At 52.0% G+C, this 19891-nt stretch carries 20 protein-coding genes; 4 read left to right on the forward strand and 16 right to left on the reverse strand.

Annotated elements, in window-relative coordinates; all coding sequences use genetic code 11:
- Window position 1: 1 nt before the first annotated feature.
- From ACO0LM_RS02875 to ispD, 11 genes are all read right to left on the reverse strand, one after another.
- On the reverse strand, window positions 2-601 hold the full coding sequence (locus ACO0LM_RS02875; RefSeq protein ID WP_423034169.1) for a hypothetical protein: 600 nt from the start codon (window positions 599-601) through the stop codon (window positions 2-4).
- On the reverse strand, window positions 598-876 hold the full coding sequence (locus tag ACO0LM_RS02880; protein WP_423034171.1) for a DnaJ domain-containing protein: 279 nt from the start codon (window positions 874-876) through the stop codon (window positions 598-600). Before ACO0LM_RS02880 ends, ACO0LM_RS02875 begins: the two co-directional genes overlap by 4 nt.
- Before the next feature lie 123 nt (window positions 877-999).
- Window positions 1000-1479: an FKBP-type peptidyl-prolyl cis-trans isomerase gene (locus ACO0LM_RS02885; RefSeq protein ID WP_423034173.1), complete on the reverse strand. Its 480-nt coding sequence runs from the start codon at window positions 1477-1479 to the stop codon at window positions 1000-1002.
- 132 nt (window positions 1480-1611) lie between these two features.
- Window positions 1612-1791 (reverse strand): cytochrome bd-I oxidase subunit CydX, encoded by a 180-nt coding sequence (gene cydX, locus ACO0LM_RS02890; RefSeq protein ID WP_423034639.1) that lies wholly within the window; start codon window positions 1789-1791, stop codon window positions 1612-1614.
- A gap of 18 nt (window positions 1792-1809) precedes the next feature.
- Window positions 1810-2949, reverse strand: coding sequence for a cytochrome d ubiquinol oxidase subunit II (gene cydB, locus ACO0LM_RS02895; RefSeq protein ID WP_423034175.1), 1140 nt, complete (start codon window positions 2947-2949; stop codon window positions 1810-1812).
- Window positions 2950-2958: 9 nt separating this feature from the next.
- Window positions 2959-4545, reverse strand: a complete 1587-nt coding sequence (locus ACO0LM_RS02900) for a cytochrome ubiquinol oxidase subunit I (RefSeq protein WP_423034177.1) — start codon at window positions 4543-4545, stop codon at window positions 2959-2961.
- The gene (gene cydP / locus ACO0LM_RS02905; protein ID WP_423034179.1) at window positions 4532-4855 is read right to left on the reverse strand and encodes a cytochrome oxidase putative small subunit CydP; all 324 of its coding nucleotides are present in this window, start codon (window positions 4853-4855) and stop codon (window positions 4532-4534) included. The genes ACO0LM_RS02900 and cydP overlap by 14 nt, the downstream gene beginning before the upstream one ends.
- Window positions 4852-5454 (reverse strand): GbsR/MarR family transcriptional regulator, encoded by a 603-nt coding sequence (locus ACO0LM_RS02910; protein ID WP_423034181.1) that lies wholly within the window; start codon window positions 5452-5454, stop codon window positions 4852-4854. The genes cydP and ACO0LM_RS02910 overlap by 4 nt, the downstream gene beginning before the upstream one ends.
- 201 nt (window positions 5455-5655) lie before the next feature.
- Window positions 5656-5925 carry a DUF4404 family protein gene (locus ACO0LM_RS02915; RefSeq protein ID WP_423034183.1) on the reverse strand — a complete coding sequence of 90 codons (270 nt, stop codon included), beginning with the start codon at window positions 5923-5925 and terminating at the stop codon, window positions 5656-5658.
- A gap of 39 nt (window positions 5926-5964) precedes the next feature.
- A complete protein-coding gene (ispF, locus tag ACO0LM_RS02920) occupies window positions 5965-6468 on the reverse strand; it encodes a 2-C-methyl-D-erythritol 2,4-cyclodiphosphate synthase (RefSeq protein WP_423034185.1) in 504 nt (167 codons plus the stop codon).
- The gene (gene ispD / locus ACO0LM_RS02925) at window positions 6458-7195 is read right to left on the reverse strand and encodes a 2-C-methyl-D-erythritol 4-phosphate cytidylyltransferase (RefSeq protein ID WP_423034187.1); all 738 of its coding nucleotides are present in this window, start codon (window positions 7193-7195) and stop codon (window positions 6458-6460) included. Before ispD ends, ispF begins: the two co-directional genes overlap by 11 nt.
- Before the next feature lie 128 nt (window positions 7196-7323).
- On the opposite strand from ispD, the gene mfd reads away from it, so the two are divergent.
- From mfd to ACO0LM_RS02945, 4 genes are all read left to right on the forward strand, one after another.
- Window positions 7324-10755 carry a transcription-repair coupling factor gene (mfd, locus tag ACO0LM_RS02930; protein ID WP_423034189.1) on the forward strand — a complete coding sequence of 1144 codons (3432 nt, stop codon included), beginning with the start codon at window positions 7324-7326 and terminating at the stop codon, window positions 10753-10755.
- A gap of 24 nt (window positions 10756-10779) precedes the next feature.
- Window positions 10780-11628: a phosphoserine phosphatase SerB gene (gene serB, locus ACO0LM_RS02935; protein WP_423034191.1), complete on the forward strand. Its 849-nt coding sequence runs from the start codon at window positions 10780-10782 to the stop codon at window positions 11626-11628.
- 445 nt (window positions 11629-12073) lie between these two features.
- Window positions 12074-13147, forward strand: a complete 1074-nt coding sequence (locus ACO0LM_RS02940) for a phosphotransferase (RefSeq protein ID WP_423034193.1) — start codon at window positions 12074-12076, stop codon at window positions 13145-13147.
- A gap of 64 nt (window positions 13148-13211) precedes the next feature.
- Window positions 13212-14471 (forward strand): acyl-CoA dehydrogenase family protein, encoded by a 1260-nt coding sequence (locus ACO0LM_RS02945; protein ID WP_423034195.1) that lies wholly within the window; start codon window positions 13212-13214, stop codon window positions 14469-14471.
- A gap of 74 nt (window positions 14472-14545) precedes the next feature.
- On the opposite strand, the gene ACO0LM_RS02950 is transcribed toward ACO0LM_RS02945, so the two are convergent.
- The 5 genes from ACO0LM_RS02950 to ACO0LM_RS02970 form a co-directional block, all read right to left on the reverse strand.
- Window positions 14546-15202, reverse strand: coding sequence for an SIMPL domain-containing protein (locus ACO0LM_RS02950; RefSeq protein ID WP_423034197.1), 657 nt, complete (start codon window positions 15200-15202; stop codon window positions 14546-14548).
- A 142-nt stretch (window positions 15203-15344) separates the two neighbouring features.
- Window positions 15345-16691: a M56 family metallopeptidase gene (locus ACO0LM_RS02955; RefSeq protein ID WP_423034199.1), complete on the reverse strand. Its 1347-nt coding sequence runs from the start codon at window positions 16689-16691 to the stop codon at window positions 15345-15347.
- 64 nt (window positions 16692-16755) lie between these two features.
- The gene (locus ACO0LM_RS02960; RefSeq protein WP_423034201.1) at window positions 16756-18276 is read right to left on the reverse strand and encodes a TonB family protein; all 1521 of its coding nucleotides are present in this window, start codon (window positions 18274-18276) and stop codon (window positions 16756-16758) included.
- Window positions 18273-18653, reverse strand: a complete 381-nt coding sequence (locus tag ACO0LM_RS02965; RefSeq protein WP_423034203.1) for a BlaI/MecI/CopY family transcriptional regulator — start codon at window positions 18651-18653, stop codon at window positions 18273-18275. Before ACO0LM_RS02965 ends, ACO0LM_RS02960 begins: the two co-directional genes overlap by 4 nt.
- Window positions 18654-18845: 192 nt before the next feature.
- Window positions 18846-19703, reverse strand: coding sequence for a DMT family transporter (locus ACO0LM_RS02970; RefSeq protein ID WP_423034205.1), 858 nt, complete (start codon window positions 19701-19703; stop codon window positions 18846-18848).
- Window positions 19704-19891 lie beyond the last annotated feature (188 nt).

Below are 19891 nucleotides of genomic sequence, written 5' to 3' on the forward strand. Positions count from 1 at the left end.
CTTATTCTTTACGATCAAAGCCTTGTTCCGCCAGCCAGTCGGCACCGGCTTCACCCAGGTCGTAGTCATCACCGTCGTCGCCATCATCCCTGCCATGACGGCCATACTGGCCATCCAGGTCACCACTTTCCTTCAATTCTTCATTGGCCTCATTGGCTTCCTTGTCTTCATCCTCGTCGTCCTGCGCCTCACTGGCACCCAACTTACGTGTCTGCTGGCTGCGATTCAGGTATTCCAGCCCTGCCGCAACCACCAGGAACGCCTCACCAGCCGGGTCTTTCAAAACAATACGACTCAGGGGTTCAGCCCAGGGTTCCAGCTTGACTGCCGCCGACAGGCTCTTCCACGAAGGCAATTTATTTTCTTCCTTGGCAGACAAGGCTTCCAGCGCCAGTGGGTTCATGAAAATGAAACCCTCATGAAAAGCCACTGCCAGCATTTCAGGGTTGCTGGCCATCATCGGCAATAACATGGGCAGTTGTTCTGCCTTTTCGCGCAACCTGGCCTTGAGTACATTTTTACCCTCGGAATCGGATTTCAGGTCTTCCAACTCGGCCTTGTATACCGACATCAGGTCTTCAAAAAAACGCGACAATTTCACTGCAATACTCCTGATAAATAATTTTTCCAGATTTCGCCCGCCGTTTCCAGTGGCGAATCCAGCAAGTTACGCCGCCTGTTTTCATCGTAGGCAGCACGGGCCACCTCATCCGACAAGACATCGTAAGCTTCTTTTACGGCATGGAATTTTTCTGGCGCCAGTTCCGAATCGTTTCGATCCGGATGGAACTCTGCAGCCTTTTGACGGAAGGCTTTTTTAACGTCGGCCAGATTCGCATTACTGGCGATGCCGAGAACAAAATAATAGTCTTTCATACACACTCTTGGCTTGCATTTGGACTGACATTGCTACAGCAGACCTGCCGTCATGAAAGAGGAACAAGGAGAGAAAACCTTCCCTCCTCACCGGGTCTGCACCCGAAGCCCCACCAATACAGATCAGTGATGGTGGCCGTGTTCGCCGTGCGCATGGCCATGCACGATTTCTTCATCGCTGGCTTCACGTACTTCGATAACTTCTGCTTCAAAACGGATGGTCATGCCAGCCAGGGGGTGATTGCCATCCACCGTCACGATACCCGCGTCGATGACCGTCACGCGAAACTGCATGGTTTCTTCAGTTTCAGGGTCACGTGTTTCAAACATCATGCCAACTTCGATATCCGGTGGAAATGCGCTGATGTCTTCTTCACGCACAAAACCGGGATCAATTTCACCAAAACCGTCTTCCGGTGCCAGGGTCACGGACACCTTGTCGCCTGCAACCTTACCTTCCAGCGCAGCCTCAACCGCAGGCAGGATACTGTCATATCCACCATGCAGGTAAAGAATGGGTTGCTGATTCTGGTCTATGAGTGCGCCTTCGGCGTTAAACATGGCGTAATTCAGGCTGACAATGGTATTTTTTGAAATTTGCATGGCTGTAATATGAGTAATTGCGCATTCTATGCGACAAAAATGAAAGAGACTGAGGGCAAGGGCAAAAAAACAGGCATATAGACCACCTGCACCATCCCTTCAGGCTAACCCGTTATTCTAACAGAGCCAGCCTCAAGCATCACGTTTGCCCTCCCTGCTTTCTTTATACGCTTGTCGCGCCTGTTCGAAGCGTTCTTTGGTCTGTGCTTCGTCGCGGTCGCCAAAAGCATAGTTCGCTTCCAGCCACATGACATTAATGATACCAAAAGCCAGCGCCAAGCCTATTCCCAATATCCAGTTGAAATACCACATCATTCATCCTTTCATGCATCAGTATGCAGAATGTTCATTCGCCTTGATATGCGCTTCATCCACCCGACCACGCAATACCCTGTATATCCAGGCCGTATACATCACGATAATCGGCAGGAAAATCACTACCACCCAAAACATCACCCCCAGGCTCTTGTGGCTGGCCACGACATCCCAGACCGTCAGGCTGCTGGACGGGTCCAGCGATGAAGGCATGACAAACGGGAACATGGATACCCCGGCCGTCAAAATAATCATGGCCACTGCCAGCCCGCTACTGATGAAAGCAGCCACATCCCTGTTCCTCAAGGCAAACAGTGGGCTGGCAATGCTGGCCAGCAAACCTGTCAGTGGCAAGCACCACAACACCGGCGTATGACGGAAATTGTCCAGCCAGGCCCCCGCAGCTTTCTCGGCCACCTTCATGGTTGGCATGAAAGAGGTATTCACATCCGGCATGCTGACGATGCGATAGCCATCCATGCCAGTCGCCACCCACACCCCAGCCAGCGCGAACAGGGTAAAAGTCAGGATGGCGGCGATCAGCAAGGCTTTCCTGGCTCTTTCCCGGACTACCCCCTCAGCCTTGGTGCGCAAAAAAGCCGCGCCATGCATGAGCAGCATGCAGACACTGATCGCCCCTGCCAGCAAGCCAAAGGGGTTCAGCAAGCCGATGATGCCACCCAGATATTCCAGCCGCATGCTGTCGTCATAATGAAAAGGTACGCCCAGCAGCAGGTTGCCAAAAGCCACCCCAAATATCAGGGGTGGAACAAAGCCACCGACAAACAGCGCCCAGTCCCAGGCGTTACGCCAGCGCGTATCCTGCACCTTGCTGCGATAATCAAAACCCACAGGCCGGAAAAACAGGGAAAACAACAGCAGCATCAAGGCCACATAAAACCCGGAAAAAGCCGCCGCATAAGCCAGCGGCCAGGCGGCAAACAGAGCCCCGCCAGCGGCAATAAACCAGGTCTGGTTACCTTCCCAGGTGGGTCCTATGGAATTGATGACGATGCGTCTTTCCATATCTGTCCTGGCGACAAACGGCAGCAGCATGCCGACACCAAAATCAAAACCGTCTGTCAATGCAAAACCAATAATCAGCACACCGACAAAGGCCCACCAGATCAGCTTTAATGTTTCATAGTCAAACATGATGCGCCCCTATGCCTTTGCAGTTTGATTGAGTACCGGCTCGGTGCCTGTCTCAAAATGGTATTTGCCGGTATGCAGTGCACTCGGCCCCAATCGCGCGTATTTGAACATCAGGAATAACTCCAGCACCAGCAGTATGGTATAAAACCCCATGAAACCGGCCAGACTGAAATACAAGTCATTCACCTGCAAGGTCGATGCCGATAGATGCGTGGGCAGCACGCCAGAGATAGTCCAGGGTTGGCGACCATATTCCGCCACGATCCAGCCAGTTTCTATCGCTACCCAGGGCAAGGGGATGCTGTACAGAGCCAGCTTCAGTAACCATCTGTGTTTCGACAGACGACGGCGTATCAAAAAATAAAATGACGTGGCAAAGGTGAATAAAAACAGTACCCCCAAACCCACCATCAACCGGAAACCAAGGAACATGGGTGCCACCTTGGGAATCGAATCATGGCTGGCCTTGTCGATTTGCGCAGGCGTGGCATCGACGACATTGGCCGTATATTTTTTCAGCAACAGTCCGTAGCCCAGGTCCTTCTTCAGGCTTTCAAATTCTGCTCTTGCGGCTGGCGATTTATCGCCCGATTTCAAGCGCATGAGTGCTGCATAGGCCCTCATGCCATTGACGATGCGGACCCGGTTTTCCTGCTTCAGGTCCTTGATGCCCGTCACCTGGGTATCGGTAGAACGGGTGGCAATCAGCCCCATCAGGTAAGGAATCTTGATGGCGTAGTCGGTGCGTTCTTCCTTGTCGTTGGGCAAACCTATCACGGTGAATGGCGCTGGTGCCGGTACAGTATCCCATTCAGCTTCTATGGTCGCCAGTTTGACCTTGTTGACCTCACCGGCGGTGTAGCCTGATTCATCCCCCAATACAATCACCGACAGGGTAGACGCCAGGCCAAAAGCCGAGGCAATCGCGAAAGAGCGGATGGCAAATGCCGTATCCCTGGCCTTCAACAGATAATAGGCCGAGACTCCCAGCACAAACATCGATGCTGCCACATACCCGGCCGCCACGGTATGTACAAACTTGACCTGGGCAACAGGGTTGAAAAATACCTCCTTCAGGCTGACCAGTTCCATACGCATGGTTTCAAAATTGAAGTCTGCACCGACCGGATTATTCATCCAGCCATTGGCAATCAAAATCCACAAGGCCGACAGATTCGAACCCAGTGCCACCAGGAAAGTCACCCCCAGATGGGCAGGCCTGGATAAGCGATTCCAACCAAAAAACATCAGCCCGACAAAGCTGGATTCCAGGAAAAACGCCATCATGCCTTCAATCGCCAGCGGCGTACCAAAGATATCGCCGACATAATGCGAATAATAAGACCAGTTGGTACCGAACTGAAATTCCAGGGTGATGCCGGTGGTGACGCCCATGGCAAAATTGATGGCAAACAGCTTGCCCCAGAAGCGCGTCATATCCTTATAGATTTCGCGCCCTGTCATCACATACACCGATTCCATGATGACCAGGATCCACGACAAACCCAGGGTCAGGGGTACAAACAGAAAGTGATACATTGCCGTCGCCGCAAATTGCAGGCGCGACAGGTTAACGACTTCTTCAATCGGTGCCATGGCGGTCTTTCAATGCAGGTGGAGTTTTGTCATTCGCTACAGCTTCTGCCTTTGCCGGTGCTGATCCGGCCAGATGGTCAGCAAACGCACGGTCTGCTGACGCCAGCAGGTGTTGCTCCATCTTTTGTGTCGGCAAACGCATATGGCTGGTTTGCGGGTGAGAGAAAAAGGCATACCACAAGGCACTCAATACAATCAGCTTGATCAGGATAGCCAGCAAAATTTCCGCCCACAAGGGCAATGTCCCGAGTTGCAGGATGTTCAGGCGGCCGGGCCGCCTGAAGAAGAAAGAGGAGGAGTCATTCATCATGCCCTCTTTTCTGATGCCGGAGCGGCATCTTCATCCGCTTCGCCTGTGGCACTGCCACCGAAGCGGAATTTATCGCGGATATCCAGTATGGTTTTCACTTTGGAGCCCATTTTCATCAGTGAAGCCAGGGTTTCGGGTGACAGCCGCTGCACGTCATCAAACCAGGAAGTCGACAATTCAATCAGTTGATACATGTCGCGCATGCGTTCCTGTGCCAGCTTGTCGGCTTCACTGGCAGGGTTTTCCAGCAGGGCATCGCGCAGCATGGACAGGGTTGGCTCTATCTCACGTCGCCGGCGCTCTTCCAATAAAGCCTTGAAAATGTCCCAGATATCTTTTGGCGGTTCAAAATACTCGCGTCTGTCACCCGGCTTGTGCAATAACTTCACCAGACGCCAGGCTTGCAATTCTTTCAAGCCCATACTGACATTCGAGCGGGAAAAGCTCAGCGCTTCGGCGATATCATCTGCATTCAGCGGCTGGCCTTGCACATAAAGCAAGGCATATATCTGCCCCACAGTGCGATTAATACCCCAACGGCTCCCCATTTCTCCAAAGTGCAGGATGAATCTTTGCGTCAGCGGACTTAGCGTTTCCATATTCAAGCCTTCCAATTTTCTGAATTTTCTGAATTTTCACAAATTACTGAAATTATAGGATGTTCATGAAATTCTTGCTGAGCGCGTCAAAAAATGGAAAACAGAAGCTGGAGACCCGCTTATCCGGGCACAGAAAATGCGAAACCGCCATGACGGCGGTTTTGTGGGGATAGCTGAAACGAGACTTGCTAAAAAGTCTTTCTACACACCGATTTTCTCCAGCATGGTACCCAGCTCACGCAAAGCAGGTTCCAGTTTGGGGTGCTGGGCCGCAAATTTTGCCGACAAGGCTTGTGAGCGTTCGCTGAGTGCTGCAAAAACAGGATCGTCATGTTTCGATGTCGTCAATACCTGCTGGATATCAGTACTCAGCGTTTCCAGCAAAGATTTCAACTCTTCATCAACCGGACCGGCACCAGCCAATTCTTGATGTAACTGGGTCAACAAGTTCTTCAGGTGTTCGCTTTTCATACTGCATCTCCTCCATTGTTTTTAAATACTACATCCAGTTTAGGCGCTTGCCATGGGAAAAACCAGCACTACCGCTTCGGCAGCAATCCCCTCTTCGCGCCCCAGATAACCGAGACGCTCATTGGTCTTGGCCTTGATGTTGACCTGATTCACATCTACCTGCAAATCCCCGGCAATATTCGCCACCATGGCCGCAATATGCGGTGCCATCTTGGGTGCCTGGGCAATGATGGTGGCATCCAGATTACCGACCTGATAGCCAGCTGCATGAATCCGGCTGACGGCTTCACGCAATAACACCCGTGAATTGGCACCGGCAAAGCGTGTATCCGTATCTGGAAAATGCCTGCCTATATCGCCGAGTGCCGCTGCCCCAAACAAGGCATCGGTAATCGCATGCAGTAACACGTCGGCATCGGAATGACCCAGCAAGCCGGTGTGGTGTGCAATATCCACACCGCCGATGATCAGTTTGCGTCCTGGCACCAACGCATGACAGTCATAACCTTGCCCGATTCTGAAGGGCAGCATCTTATTTTGCATCAATCTTTCTCTCTTCAAATGGAATACCCATCAATCTGGCAATCAGGGCCAGATCGCCCGGCAGCGTCAGTTTCGCATTGCAGGGATGTCCCTCTACCAATGCTGGCACATGGCCTGCGGCCTCGATGGCGCTGGCTTCATCCGTCACCTGTTCAGTCTGGTCCAGGGCATCGCACAGCAGTTGATAGCGAAACATTTGCGGCGTCTGCGCCAACCACATGCCGTCGCGCGACACGGTCTTCACCCTGCCATCAAGCACCTGTTTAACCGTATCCACCACCGGCAAGGCCAGCAAGCCGCCAACGGGGTGCCCATCCAGGTTGTCCAGCAAATGGTGCAGCAAGTGTTGATTCAAGCCCGGCCTGGCGGCATCATGCACCAATACCCAGTCATCCGCCTTCAATTGAGCACCCAGTTGCAATGCCATCTGGCGCAAGCCATTGCGTACTGTATCTCTGCGGGTATCACCACCACAGCGCAGCACGCTCAGTTTCTCTGCCGTTTGCAAATGCGTATCGACATAACTGTCGCCAGCGCTGACCACGACAAAAGTATGCTGTACTGGCACAAAATTTAAAAAAGCATCGACCGTATGTTGCAAAATAGTCTTAGCACCCAGTTGCAAATACTGCTTGGGAGTAGCCGCCCCCATGCGAGATCCTACTCCTGCAGCCGGAATCAGTGCAAAATAGCGTGGTTCATCCTGTAATGTGATTTCCGCGACCATACAATCCCGATTTGCGCTCTCTGATATCAAAGAGCCCCTTCGTTTATAATGAGGCGCTCATTTTAACCGCGTATCCTGTTCCGTAATACGTTTTACGGCATCCTTTCGTATAGCCGCATATAGCCGCAATGTCATTTGATTTCAGCAAATCTTTAGCCAAACCCGGCCACAGGCTGGCACTTCCTTATCTGCATGGCTCTTCCGATGCGTATGCATTGGCGCAAGCCGCTACCGCGCTCAAGCTGGAAAAGCGCATGCTGACCATTTTTGTTGCCAATCCGGGAGATGCCCAGCGCCTGCTGGATGAAATCCCCTGGTTTAATGCAGAACTGCGCTGCCATTTGCTACCAGACTGGGAAACCCTGCCCTATGATGCGTTTTCACCGCATCAGGACCTGGTATCAGAACGCCTGGCCAGCCTGCATGAAATCCAGAACGGTAATTGTGATGTCTTGCTGGCACCGGCGACTACAGCCTTGCTGCGCATGGCACCACCGTCTTTCCTGGCAGCCTACACCTTCTTTTTCAAAAAAGGGGACCGCCTTGATGAAGCCAGGCTGAAAACACAATTGACGCTGGCCGGTTACAGCCATGTCAACCAGGTCATGTCGCCGGGTGAATATTCAGTGCGCGGCGGCCTGATCGACCTGTTTCCCATGGGTTCGCCCCTGCCCTACCGTCTCGACCTGTTTGGCGACACCATAGAAACCATACGCACTTTTGATGCCGACACCCAGCGTTCGCTGTACCCGGTACCGGAAGTACGCCTGTTGCCGGGACGCGAATTCCCCATGGATGAACCGGCGCGGGCAGCCTTCCGCAGCCGCTGGCGTGAAACCTTTGAAGGCGACCCTTCGCGTTCGTCCATCTACAAGGACATAGGCAATGGCATACCTTCAGCCGGTATAGAATATTATCTGCCGCTGTTTTTCGAACAAACCGCCACCCTGTTTGATTACCTGCCCGAAGCCCCGCATTTTGCACTGATCGGCGATATTGACGATGCCATCAAACGCTTCTGGAACGATACCCGCTCACGCTACCAGTTTTTAAAGTCTGACCGCGAACGTCCGGTACTGGTACCAGAAACCGTATTTTTGCGCGACGAAGACTTCTTTGCCGCCATGAAACCGCTGGCACGCTGGACCATCGCCGAAACAGACAAGGCAGCTGCCGCCTCAGAAGTCTCCAGCTTTTTACCGGATATAGCCGTCAATCGCCGTGCTGACGATCCACTGACAAACCTGCGTTCTTTCCTGCTGCAAACAGATAAACGCGTGATGATCTGCGCCGAAACCCTGGGCCGGCGTGAAACCCTGCAACAGTATTTCACTGAATACGATATCCGCCTGAGCCTGTGCGAAGGCTATACCGACTTTGCCACGGCAGACGCCAAACTGATGCTGGGTGTGGCCCCGCTGCACGCCGGTTTTGTGCTGGCAGATGGCCTGGGCTTCATTACCGAAGCCGAGTTGTATGCCGGCAGTGGCAAACGCATAGGCCGCAAAAAACAGGAAGCCGTCACCCAGGTCGAGCACATGGTGCGCGACCTGTCAGAGTTGAAAATCGGTGATCCCGTCGTCCATAGCAACCATGGCATAGGCCGCTACATGGGTCTGATCAGTATGGATCTGGGTGAAGGCGAAACCGAATTCCTGCATCTGGAATATGCCAAAGACACCAAGCTGTATGTGCCGGTATCGCAACTGCATGTGATTTCGCGCTATTCCGGTGCTTCGCCAGATGATGCACCCTTGCACAGCCTGGGTTCAGGCCAATGGGAAAAAGCCAAGAAAAAAGCCGCGCAGCAAATCCGCGATACCGCCGCCGAATTGCTGAACCTGTATGCCCGCCGCGCCGCGCGCCAGGGCCACGCCTTTGAATATTCTGCGCGTGACTATGAAGCCTTTGCCGACAGTTTTGGCTTTGATGAAACCCCAGACCAGGCAGCCGCCATCACCGCCGTGATTGGCGACATGACCTCGGGTAAGCCCATGGACAGACTGATCTGCGGCGATGTTGGTTTTGGCAAGACGGAAGTGGCCTTGCGGGCGGCCTTTGTTGCCGTCATGGGTGGCAAGCAAGTCGCCATCCTGGCACCCACCACCTTGCTGGCCGAACAGCATGCCCAAACCTTTGCCGACCGCTTTGCCAACTGGCCAGTGAAGATTGCTGAACTATCGCGCTTCCGCTCCGGCAAGGAAATCAGCCTGGCCATGAAGGGCATGGGCGACGGCACCATCGACATCGTCATTGGCACGCATAAATTGCTGTCCGCTGATGTCAAATTCTCTCGACTTGGCTTGGTCATCATCGACGAAGAACACCGTTTTGGCGTGCGCCAGAAAGAAGCCCTGAAGGCCCTGCGCGCCGAAGTCGATGTGTTGACGCTGACAGCAACACCGATACCACGCACCCTGGGTATGGCGCTGGAAGGTTTGCGTGACTTTTCCATCATCGCCACTGCGCCGCAAAAACGGCTGGCGATCAAAACCTTTGTACGCGGTGAAGATGATTCTGTCATCCGCGAAGCCTGTCTGCGTGAACTGAAACGCGGTGGCCAGGTGTATTTCCTGCACAATGAAGTTGAGACCATAGAAAACCGCAAGGCCATGCTGGAAGCCCTGCTGCCAGAAGCGCGCGTGATCGTGGCACATGGTCAGATGCATGAGCGTGACCTGGAAAAAGTCATGCGTGACTTTGTGGCCCAGCGCCATAATATCTTGCTGTGTACCACTATTATTGAAACCGGTATCGACGTACCAACCGCTAATACCATCATCATGCACAGGGCTGACAAATTCGGCCTGGCGCAGTTGCATCAATTGCGTGGCCGCGTAGGTCGCTCCCACCACCAGGCCTATGCCTATTTGCTGGTACATGATGTGCAAAGCCTGACCAAGCAGGCGAATCGCCGGCTTGAAGCCATCCAGCAAATGGAAGAACTGGGTAGCGGCTTTTACCTGGCCATGCACGATCTGGAAATTCGTGGTGCCGGAGAAGTGCTGGGTGATAACCAGTCTGGCGAAATGCATGAAATTGGTTTCCAGATGTATTCCGACATGCTGAGTGAAGCAGTACGCTCACTGAAGAATGGCAAGGAACCTGATCTGGCCGCACCATTGTCAAGCACGACAGAAATCAACCTGCACATCCCTGCCCTGCTGCCGAATGAATTCTGTGGCGATGTGCATGAACGCCTGTCCATCTACAAACGCCTGGCCAATTGCAACAGCGCCAACGGCATTGATGACATGCAGGAAGAAATGATAGACCGCTTTGGCAAGCTGCCCGAACCCGTGAAGTCCCTACTGGAAACGCATAGACTGCGCGTCGCCGCCAAGCCGTTGGGCATCATCAAGATCGATGCCCATAGCGAAGCCGCGACCCTGCAGTTTGAACCCAAGCCACCGATAGATGGCATGCGCATCATAGAACTGGTGCAAAAAAACAAGCACATCAAACTGAATGGTCAGGACAAGTTGCGCATCACAGCCGCCATGCCCGACCTGGCCAGCCGTGTAGCCCAGATCAAGGCCACCATCAAAGCGCTGCATTAAATTTACTGAATATAAGAGACGACCATGCATTTGACCATACAAGGCTTGAACAACACGCTCAGCAATTACACTGCACTCATTCAGGACATCGCCAGCCAGACCAAAGCAAAACTGGTGCAACTGAATGCTCAGGCAGTGCGCCTGGATGAAGCTGAATGTGATGAGCAGGCACTGACCGCCATACGCGAACGCTGCTTTGCCTCACAACTGGACATCACTGCCCTGGACCAGCAACTTGCTCTGGCCGATTTCAAACTGGTCGCCATGGACATGGATTCAACCCTGATCACCATAGAATGCATTGATGAAATAGCCGACATGCAGGGCCTGAAACCGCAAGTGGCCGAAATCACCGAAGCCGCCATGCGCGGCGAACTGGAATTCCAGGAAAGCCTGACCCGTCGCGTTGCCCTGCTCAAAGGCCTGGATGCCAGCGCCCTGCAACGCGTGTATGACGAACGCCTGCAACTGTCCCTGGGTGCAGGCCAGATGCTGAAGGCCATACAGCAAGCCGGCCTCAAGACTTTGCTGGTGTCCGGCGGCTTCACCTTCTTTACCGACCGCATGAAATCACGCCTGAACCTCGACTACACCCACTCCAATGTACTTGAAATCCAGGATGGCAAACTGACCGGCAAAGTCGTCGGCACCATCGTTGATGCGGATGAAAAACAAAGAACCGTCGAACGCGTCTGCGCCGAAATGGGCATTTCCACCAGCCAGGCCATCGTCATGGGTGACGGCGCAAATGATTTGAAGATGATGAAAGTTTCTGGCTTGTCAGTCGCATTCAGGGCCAAGCCTGTGGTGCGGGCGCAGGCAGATGTGGCATTGAATTTTGTCGGGCTGGATGGGGTGTTGAATCTGCTTTGAACAATATAGTTTGTTTTAGCAGGAATTACTGACAAATCCACTCCCTTTCAAGGGGAGGGTCAGGGTGGGGATGGGTTTCGGTCAATTGACGATAAATGTATTTGCGGCAGAAACCCATCCCCATCCCAAGCTTCCCCTTGAAGGGGAAGGAGCTTGAAACGCCTCTTCTTAAGCAAGTCTTCAAAACAGACAAATCGCTACGCAACTGCCCCCACCTTCCACTAAGAGCAAGAACCGTTCGCAACGACAAACTCTTTGCTTTCAAACTGTTACAGTCCACTAACTATCATCAATACCGTCATTGAAAAATAAACAAATAGCATAAGCACACAATAAATAGTACGAACGTTCTATTATTTGAGTTAGAATAGTTTTAGCCCATCCAGCACATTCACCTGCGCCAGGCGTAAGATCATACTAAAACTGAAACAATTGGGAGACACCGATGTTTGAAGAATTCATGGGCACCATGCCGGTGGCCGAGCGTCAGAAATTTGATGTGGCAGCGCTGGCAGACTATATGCGCCAGCATGTTGAGGGTTTCGATGCCTCGCTGGCAGACAAGCTGGTGGTTGAGCAATTCAAGGGTGGCCAGTCCAACCCCACTTTCAAACTCAGTGCAGGCGACCAACGCTATGTGATGCGTGCCAAACCTGGACCTGTCGCCAAACTGCTGCCTTCTGCCCATGCCATAGAACGTGAATTCAAGGTCATGAATGCCTTGAACAAGGCAGGCTTTCCGGCTGCACGCCAATATGCATTGTGCACCGATGAAGACGTCATAGGTCGCGCGTTTTACATCATGGAATTTGTCGATGGTCGTGTACTGTGGGATCAATCCCTGCCCGGCATGACGCCTGCGCAACGGGCAGATATCTACGATGAAATGAACCGCGTCATCGCCCAATTGCATACCATAGACTATGCCGCCATAGGTTTGGCCGATTACGGCAAGCCTGGCAATTATTTTGCCCGCCAGATAGACCGCTGGACCAAGCAGTATCGTGCCTCCGAAACTGAAAAAATCGAAGCCATGGACAAGCTCATAGAATGGCTACCGCATAATATTCCGCCTGGTGACGACACCAGTATCGTGCATGGTGATTACCGCCTCGACAATATGATGTTCCACCCGACCGAGCCACGCATCATGGCAATACTGGATTGGGAACTGTCGACACTCGGTCATCCACTTGCTGATTTTTCTTATCACTGCATGAGCTGGCATGTGACACCTGGCCAGTTCCGTGGCATTGCCGGTCTTGATCACAAGGGCATGGGCATCCCCAATGAGCAGGAATACATCGCCAAATATTGCGAACGCACTGGCAAGACCATACGTCAGGAAGATTTCAACTTCTATCTGGCCTATAACCTGTTCCGCATGGCGGGGATTTTGCAAGGCATCATGAAGCGCTATGTCGATGGCACGGCATCCAGTGCCCAGGCAAAAAAATCTGGCGAAGCAGCCCGTCCCATGGCGGAACTGGGCTGGAGTTACGCTAAAAAACAATTATAAATTCAGGCGGTAAATTCTTTCAGATCCACAGTAGCGCAAAACGAACAATATCATTGGAGACAACATGGAATTCGAATACTCAGATCGCTGTAAAGACTTGCAAGGCCGGCTCTTGCGTTTCATGGATGAACATATCTACCCGAATGAAAAAGCCTACAAGGAAGAAATAGACCGCAATGGCCTGGAAAAAGGTAATCGCTGGATCGCCACCCAGATCATAGAAGATTTAAAACCGAAAGCACGTGCGCAAGGTTTGTGGAATTTATTCTTACCAAAATCGGTCCGTGCGCCAGAAGGCCTGTCAAACCTGGATTACGCCCCGCTGTGCGAAATCATGGGCCGTGTTGGCTGGGCACCAGAGGTATTCAACTGTTCCGCCCCAGACACCGGCAATATGGAAACCATAGAACGCTATGGCAGCGAAGAACACAAAAAACAATGGCTGGAACCACTGTTGCGCGGTGAAATCCGTTCTGCCTTTGCCATGACTGAACCTGGCGTCGCCTCATCAGACGCCACCAATATCGAAACCCGTATCGACCGCGATGGCGCTGACTATGTCATCAATGGCCACAAATGGTGGATATCCGGCGCCGGTGACCCGCGTTGTTCTGTGTACATCCTGATGGGCAAGACCGATTTCACTGCCGCCCGCCATTCACAACAGTCGATGATACTGGTCGACGCCAAAACCCCGGGCATCACCGTAGTCCGCCCTCTGCCCGTCTTTGGTTACGATGATGCGCCACATGGCCATTGCGAAATCCTGTTTGAAAACGTGCGCGTGTCGGCATCGAATATCCTTCTGGGTGAAGGCCGTGGTTTCGAAATTGCACAAGGTCGCCTTGGCCCAGGCCGCATCCATCACTGCATGCGCGCCATAGGCGTGGCAGAACGTGCGCTGGAATTGATGTGCAAGCGCCTGAACAGCCGCACTGCCTTTGGCAAGAAAATTTCTGAACAAAGCATCTGGCGTGAGCGCATTGCCGAATCACGCATACAAATCGATACAGCGCGCCTGCTGACCCTGAAGGCTGCCTACATGATGGATACGGTCGGCAACAAGCATGCACAGGCAGAAATTGCCATGATCAAGGTCCTGGCACCGAATGTCACGCAGCAAGTGCTGGACTGGGCCATACAAGCCCACGGTGCGGGTGGCGTTTCCGGCGATTTTCCGCTGGCTGCACAATGGGCTGGCAACCGCACTTTACGCCTGGCAGACGGTCCGGATGAAGTACACAGAAATGCGATCGCCAAACTGGAGCTGGCAAAGCACATCAGTTTGAATGAAGACCTGGGTTTGCCGATTACGCGATCTTAAATATTCAAGACTTATTTGAGGTTTGTGCGCAATTCAATAGGCCCATGAATTGCGCACAACACATCAACTCGACATCATCGGGTACGAAAAATCACGTTGACGGATTTCTTGTACATCAATGCGCCTGGCAAAGACAGATCTGTCATGGTAGGTTTGTCACCAGCACTGGAATTCGTTTGTACCAGTCTAGCCCCATCCAGCCCAAGCTCACTGTCTATCCGACTCAAAGCCTGTTCGGAAACTGCGGTTGGCCCCACCAGTTTGACAGAGAAACCCGCAGCCAATTCCTTCGCCCTGTCCCTGGCATTGTCTGCCGCTTTAGCTGTCAGTTGATGTTCAATTTGCGCATAGTCCGTACGCCCAAAGCGCACTGAGAAATTGCCGAGATAAGGTCTGGAAAGCAGATATTGCGTCATTACGTTCCATTGCTCCAGATTTTTGACATAGATATGAAACGTCCTGATCAGGCGGTGACGTTGCAGGCGCAGCTCATTTGCCTGCATTTCATTCGCGCTGACCAATTTCCTGGTGTCGTGTGCCTCAATATCAATTGAAGCAATGTGATGGCTCAACAAAAATTCGAGCACTTCATTGGATTGGGTATTTAACTGTGTCAGCGTTTCGTCTGCACCAGCTTCGAAAGCAGTCAGTTCAAAATCCATCTCGGCAACATCGGCTGGCAAAGTGATCGTAGCGCTGCCGTTGACGTGAATAAAGGGATAGGCAGGCAATGTGCCTGCTTCTGCACTAACGGAAAGCAATACGAGGAGAAAAAATCTGAAATGGCGAAACATCATATCTATTAATTTTGATCTTCGTTATCTTTAATTGGAAGCTGGCGGCAGCCACGCTGCCACCAGCAAAGCCTGATACTTACTTCAATTTCCAGACATACTGTAATTTCACCCACAGCATGGCATTTTCGCCTTTTACTTGCCCTGGAATCGCCTTGACGGCACAGTTTTCAAGAGCGCTAGTAACAGCATTATCCAAATCCGGGAAGCCTGTTGAACGATCCACTTTGGCTTTTAATATCTGTCCATCGGAAGCAACCAATACCGATGTCTGGACAACTCCCGTTTCTTCACGACGGATTGACGCCCGGGGATATTCTGGCCTGCAGTCTTTAAAATCGATGATTGGCTTTTTATCCCCATCTCTTTCATTTGCCAATTTTGCTGCATCCATGACTTGCTGGCTGATTTCGGTTGATGCGACTATCGCAACTGCTGCTACCGGGACATTTGCCTGCGCATACACGGCCAGGCAACTGGTAGTGATACCCAGAATGGCAAGCGCGGCCTTCCAGTTGATTGTGCTTACTTCAGGTTTGACGAGACGTTTAATACGAGACATAAGATTTCCTCCATGTGCCGCCTGGGCTAGTTGAGGGGTTGTGAACTGGAAGTTGGCCAATTCAGAAAGTGCAAGAGCAAGACGCCGCGGTTCGCCTGTGACTCTTGCGGCAAGATCGTCCGCAATTTCTTCTCTGTCATGACGGATCTGTCTGGATATCCACCATACTGTCGGGTGATAAAAAAACAGCATTTCTATCGTGGCCTGAACCAGGTTCAGCAAATAATCATGACGTTTGATATGGGCCATTTCATGCGCCACCAGCATTTCCAGCAGGTCGACCGGCATGCCACTCAGCATGGCGCCCGGCAGCAAGATCATCGGGCGAAAAATACCAACGACCAAAGGTGTATTCAGATCATCCACTACACGCAGCACTACCTTGCCCTGAATCCGGAATTGATTACTCAACTGATCGACGCGCGCCTGCCACCACAGGTCTGGCTTGCTGCGCCGGGAACTGGCATAACTGCCTATCCATAGCAGGCCAGCACCCATGCGCACGGCCAGTAAGGCAACGCATATCAGCCAGGCTATTACAATGTCACTCAGACGCATTTCCAGCCAGGCTGATATGTTCATCGTTCCGTTTGAATTCCACACCGGATAAACCAACATCTCGCTCAATACCTGTACGTCCCTGCCAGTTGCAGAGGTCCCCAGGTGCAAATACAACTCCCTTGCTGGCACAATAATGCAGGCAAGCAAAGCAATGTAACTGCTGACATAACGCAATCTGAGATGGCGATGTCCAATCAGAGTCTGCAATAAAGCCAGCGCCAGAGCAATCAGGCTGCCTTGCCAAATAAAGTGCAATAGTGTCCAGCCAAGTGCATTCACAAGAACAGGAAGAAACTCGTTCATTTATCCCCCGGATGTATTTGGGCTCACATTAGAAATCACGTCGCAATAAAGAGCGATATGCGAATCAACTCAGTTTCCATATAAATCTGATTTTTGACCGAAGTGCAACCGCTTTCCCATTCACTACCGCAGGCTTGACCTTGCATCCTCTAAAAGCCTGCGCTGCGGCGGCATCCAATGACAGGTTTCCGCTGGAATCAAGCACGGTCACATCATCAATCAAACCATTGGCTTTGACCAAAAATGCAAGTGACGTTACACCGGTTTCTCCGTTACGCAAGGCACTTCTCGGATATTTTGGATAACAGGAAGTGAAATCGAAACGGTTTTTGGCTGTGTCAGCAGCAAGCCTGTTTTTTACCTGGGGAGCGTCGGCATCAATCTTCGTTGCATCTGCCGACTGGACCGAATTTTTTTCTTCAGACGCAGGTTTTGTTTTTTCCTTGTCTTTAGTTTGCAGCGACACCAGTTTAATTTCTTTTTTGGGCATGGCGTCAGAATCGAGTTGCTGTTCGAGTTGTTTTTCAAGCTGTGGTGCTACTGGATTTGCCGTCGCCAGCAATTGTGAAGCGGATGTCGTTTCCAATGCAGCAACCGGTATAACGGAAACCGCATGTGCAGCATAGACGACGGTACTTGCAGCTAAGCCCAATACACCAAACATACCGCGCAGACCTGTACTTTTCACTTCTGGCTTAAGCAAACGTTTAATACGAGACATAAGATTTCCTCCATGTGCCGCCTGGGCTAGTTGAGGGGTTGTGAACTGGAAGTTGGCCAATTCAGAAAGTGCAAGAGCAAGACGCCGCGGTTCGCCTGTGACTCTTGCGGCAAGATCATCCGCAATTTCTTCTCTGTCATGACGGATCTGTCTGGATATCCACCATACTGCCGGGTGGTAAAACAGCAGCATCTCTATCGTGGACTGAACCAGGTTCAGTAAATAATCATGACGCTTTATATGGGCCATTTCATGCGCCACCAGCATTTCCAGCAGATCGACCGGCATGCCGCTCAGCATGGCGCCCGGCAGCAAGATCATCGGGCGAAAAATACCCACGACCAAAGGTGTATTCAGGTCATCCACGACACGCAGCACTACCTTGCCCTGAATCTGAAATTGTTGGCTCAGTTGATCGATGCGTGCCTGCCACCACAGGTCTGGCTTGCTGCGCCGGGAACTGGCATAACTGCCTATCCATAGCAAGCCAGCACCCATGCGCACAGCCAGTAAGGCGACGCATATCAGCCAGGCCACTACGATATCGCTCAGATGCATTTCCAGCCAGGCTGATACATTCATCCAACTTGACTGATTCAAACCAAGACGAATCGGCAAATCGCTCATTCCCCCTGCTTCCATACTGGAATAGCTGACGCCCAGGCGCGAGCAAAACTCTCTGGCTGGAAGCACCATACAGGTCAGCAATGCAATATAACTGGCGACATAGCGAGCCCTTGCCTGAGCAGGGCCGATGCACTTCAACAGCAGGGCCAGGAACAAGGCGATCAACAGGCCTTGCCACACAAAGTGCAGCAAGGCCCAACCCAGGGCGTTGATAAGGGATGGAAGAAATTGATTCATTTTTTTTCCTCATTCAACAATTTCTGTATCTCGGCCCGCTCTTCCTTGCTGACATGTCCGCGCAGAGCGGCCATGACCAGGTCTTTTGCCGAACCGGAGAACGCCTTGTGTATCAAATCCTTCAAGAGATTGGTCTGCAAGGAATCCTGGGCCTGTGCTGCGGCATAGATGTGCGAGCGCTGCTCTTCATCCCTGTTGAGCAAGCCCTTGGTATGCATGACCTGCATCAGGCGCAAAACCGTTGCATAGCTTAATTCTGGCCGGTCTTTGATGGCAGCCTGATGCACTTCCTTGACTGTTGCCGGCCCGGTTTGCCAGATCAGGCGCAGTAAGTCGAGTTCTGCGGCGGTAGGTTTGCGCGAGGTATTTTTGGTCATGGCTTGCTGATGGCTCGTGTTGATGTGAATGTAGAATATATGGTCTAGATTAATTTGTCTAGATTATTTTGTCTACTTTTTCCAACAGTACTAAAACCGATAAGTAACGCCACTACAAAAACAGGAAATAATGTGCACCGACAATGCGTGCTGACAATAGATTCCAAAACCAGCCGCAGAAAAAAACCGTACCTAATGCCGCTCATGTTGATAACTAGCATACGCAGTCGCTGCAAGCACAATGGCTGCACCAATCAATTCGCGCATGCTTGGCGTTTCATGCAGAAAAAAGTAAGCCAGCAACATGCCGTAAACAGGCTCCAGCGAAGTCATGAGACTGGCGAAACTGGTAGACAAGCGGCGCAGGCTGAACATGAACAATCCATGTGACAAGGCAGTAAAAACAACACCCAGCAACACCAGCCCATACCAGGTCTGTGGTGCAACGTCAGACATTACACCCAAGCCCAGTACCCACGGCAAAAGCACCAGTGCAGCCACGCCGTTTTGCAGGAATGCCAGTTTGAATGCAGGAATCTGCCCTCCCTGCCAGCGATTCGCCATCGCCAAAAATGCAAAACTAAGGCCCGACAAAATGCCCAGCGCCAGCGCAATGACCGCGCCTCCGTTCCAGGATGCATCACTGACCATCACCACCATGCCTGTCACCACCAGTAGCGCAGCCCAGGCATCTGATGCGCGCCTGGTTTCTTTAAAAAACCAGGGTTCAAGCAAGGCGACAAATAAAGGAAAACTGGCAAAACCCATGAGACCAAAAGCAACCGGCGCAAAATTCAAAGAGGCGAAAAAAGTCAGCCAGTGCATGGCCAGCAATACCCCGCACAGAATCACGGTCTTGGGAATGCCTCGAAAATGCAATTGCCCCTGCAAGGCCAGCAGTGGCAACAAACTCAGCGCGGCAAACAAGGTACGACCAAACACCAGCAACAGTGCACCCGTTGCCAGCAGCTTGCCCACTACCCCCGCCGCTCCGAAAAGGAAAACTGCTACATGCAGAGCCAAGAAGGAAGAAAGCGCGTTATTTTTCATAAGATGCTGCGGGAATTGGTCAACAAGAGACAAAGTTAAACAATAGCATCATAGGCTTGGACCAGGCTATCTGTGTCACCGGCACTGAAGGTCAGCCGTAGCGTGAGAAGTGAGAGCACGTAGGTCTGCGGAGGTAAAAATAGTATTTACCGGCAACTGAAGCACAAATGTCCGAATCTATGCATAAT

Source organism: Undibacterium sp. Di26W (assembly GCF_049340265.1).
In the GTDB taxonomy this organism is placed as follows: domain Bacteria; phylum Pseudomonadota; class Gammaproteobacteria; order Burkholderiales; family Burkholderiaceae_D; genus Undibacterium.

Excerpts from the sequence above, each read along its gene's own strand:
- ACO0LM_RS02915 (WP_423034183.1), bottom strand. The coding sequence starts at position 5,925 with ATGAAAAGCGAACACCTGAAGAACTTGTTGACCCAGTTACATCAAGAA.
- ACO0LM_RS02965 (WP_423034203.1), bottom strand. The coding sequence starts at position 18,653 with ATGACCAAAAATACCTCGCGCAAACCTACCGCCGCAGAACTCGACTTA.
- ACO0LM_RS02955 (WP_423034199.1), bottom strand. The coding sequence starts at position 16,691 with ATGAACGAGTTTCTTCCTGTTCTTGTGAATGCACTTGGCTGGACACTA.
- ACO0LM_RS02900 (WP_423034177.1), bottom strand. The coding sequence starts at position 4,545 with ATGGCACCGATTGAAGAAGTCGTTAACCTGTCGCGCCTGCAATTTGCG.
- cydX (WP_423034639.1), bottom strand. The coding sequence starts at position 1,791 with ATGTGGTATTTCAACTGGATATTGGGAATAGGCTTGGCGCTGGCTTTT.
- ACO0LM_RS02885 (WP_423034173.1), bottom strand. The coding sequence starts at position 1,479 with ATGCAAATTTCAAAAAATACCATTGTCAGCCTGAATTACGCCATGTTT.
- ispF (WP_423034185.1), bottom strand. The coding sequence starts at position 6,468 with ATGCAAAATAAGATGCTGCCCTTCAGAATCGGGCAAGGTTATGACTGT.
- ACO0LM_RS02910 (WP_423034181.1), bottom strand. The coding sequence starts at position 5,454 with ATGGAAACGCTAAGTCCGCTGACGCAAAGATTCATCCTGCACTTTGGA.
- cydP (WP_423034179.1), bottom strand. The coding sequence starts at position 4,855 with ATGATGAATGACTCCTCCTCTTTCTTCTTCAGGCGGCCCGGCCGCCTG.
- mfd (WP_423034189.1), top strand. The coding sequence starts at position 7,324 with ATGTCATTTGATTTCAGCAAATCTTTAGCCAAACCCGGCCACAGGCTG.
- ACO0LM_RS02960 (WP_423034201.1), bottom strand. The coding sequence starts at position 18,276 with ATGAATCAATTTCTTCCATCCCTTATCAACGCCCTGGGTTGGGCCTTG.
- ispD (WP_423034187.1), bottom strand. The coding sequence starts at position 7,195 with ATGGTCGCGGAAATCACATTACAGGATGAACCACGCTATTTTGCACTG.
- ACO0LM_RS02880 (WP_423034171.1), bottom strand. The coding sequence starts at position 876 with ATGAAAGACTATTATTTTGTTCTCGGCATCGCCAGTAATGCGAATCTG.
- ACO0LM_RS02940 (WP_423034193.1), top strand. The coding sequence starts at position 12,074 with ATGTTTGAAGAATTCATGGGCACCATGCCGGTGGCCGAGCGTCAGAAA.
- ACO0LM_RS02945 (WP_423034195.1), top strand. The coding sequence starts at position 13,212 with ATGGAATTCGAATACTCAGATCGCTGTAAAGACTTGCAAGGCCGGCTC.
- cydB (WP_423034175.1), bottom strand. The coding sequence starts at position 2,949 with ATGTTTGACTATGAAACATTAAAGCTGATCTGGTGGGCCTTTGTCGGT.
- serB (WP_423034191.1), top strand. The coding sequence starts at position 10,780 with ATGCATTTGACCATACAAGGCTTGAACAACACGCTCAGCAATTACACT.
- ACO0LM_RS02970 (WP_423034205.1), bottom strand. The coding sequence starts at position 19,703 with ATGAAAAATAACGCGCTTTCTTCCTTCTTGGCTCTGCATGTAGCAGTT.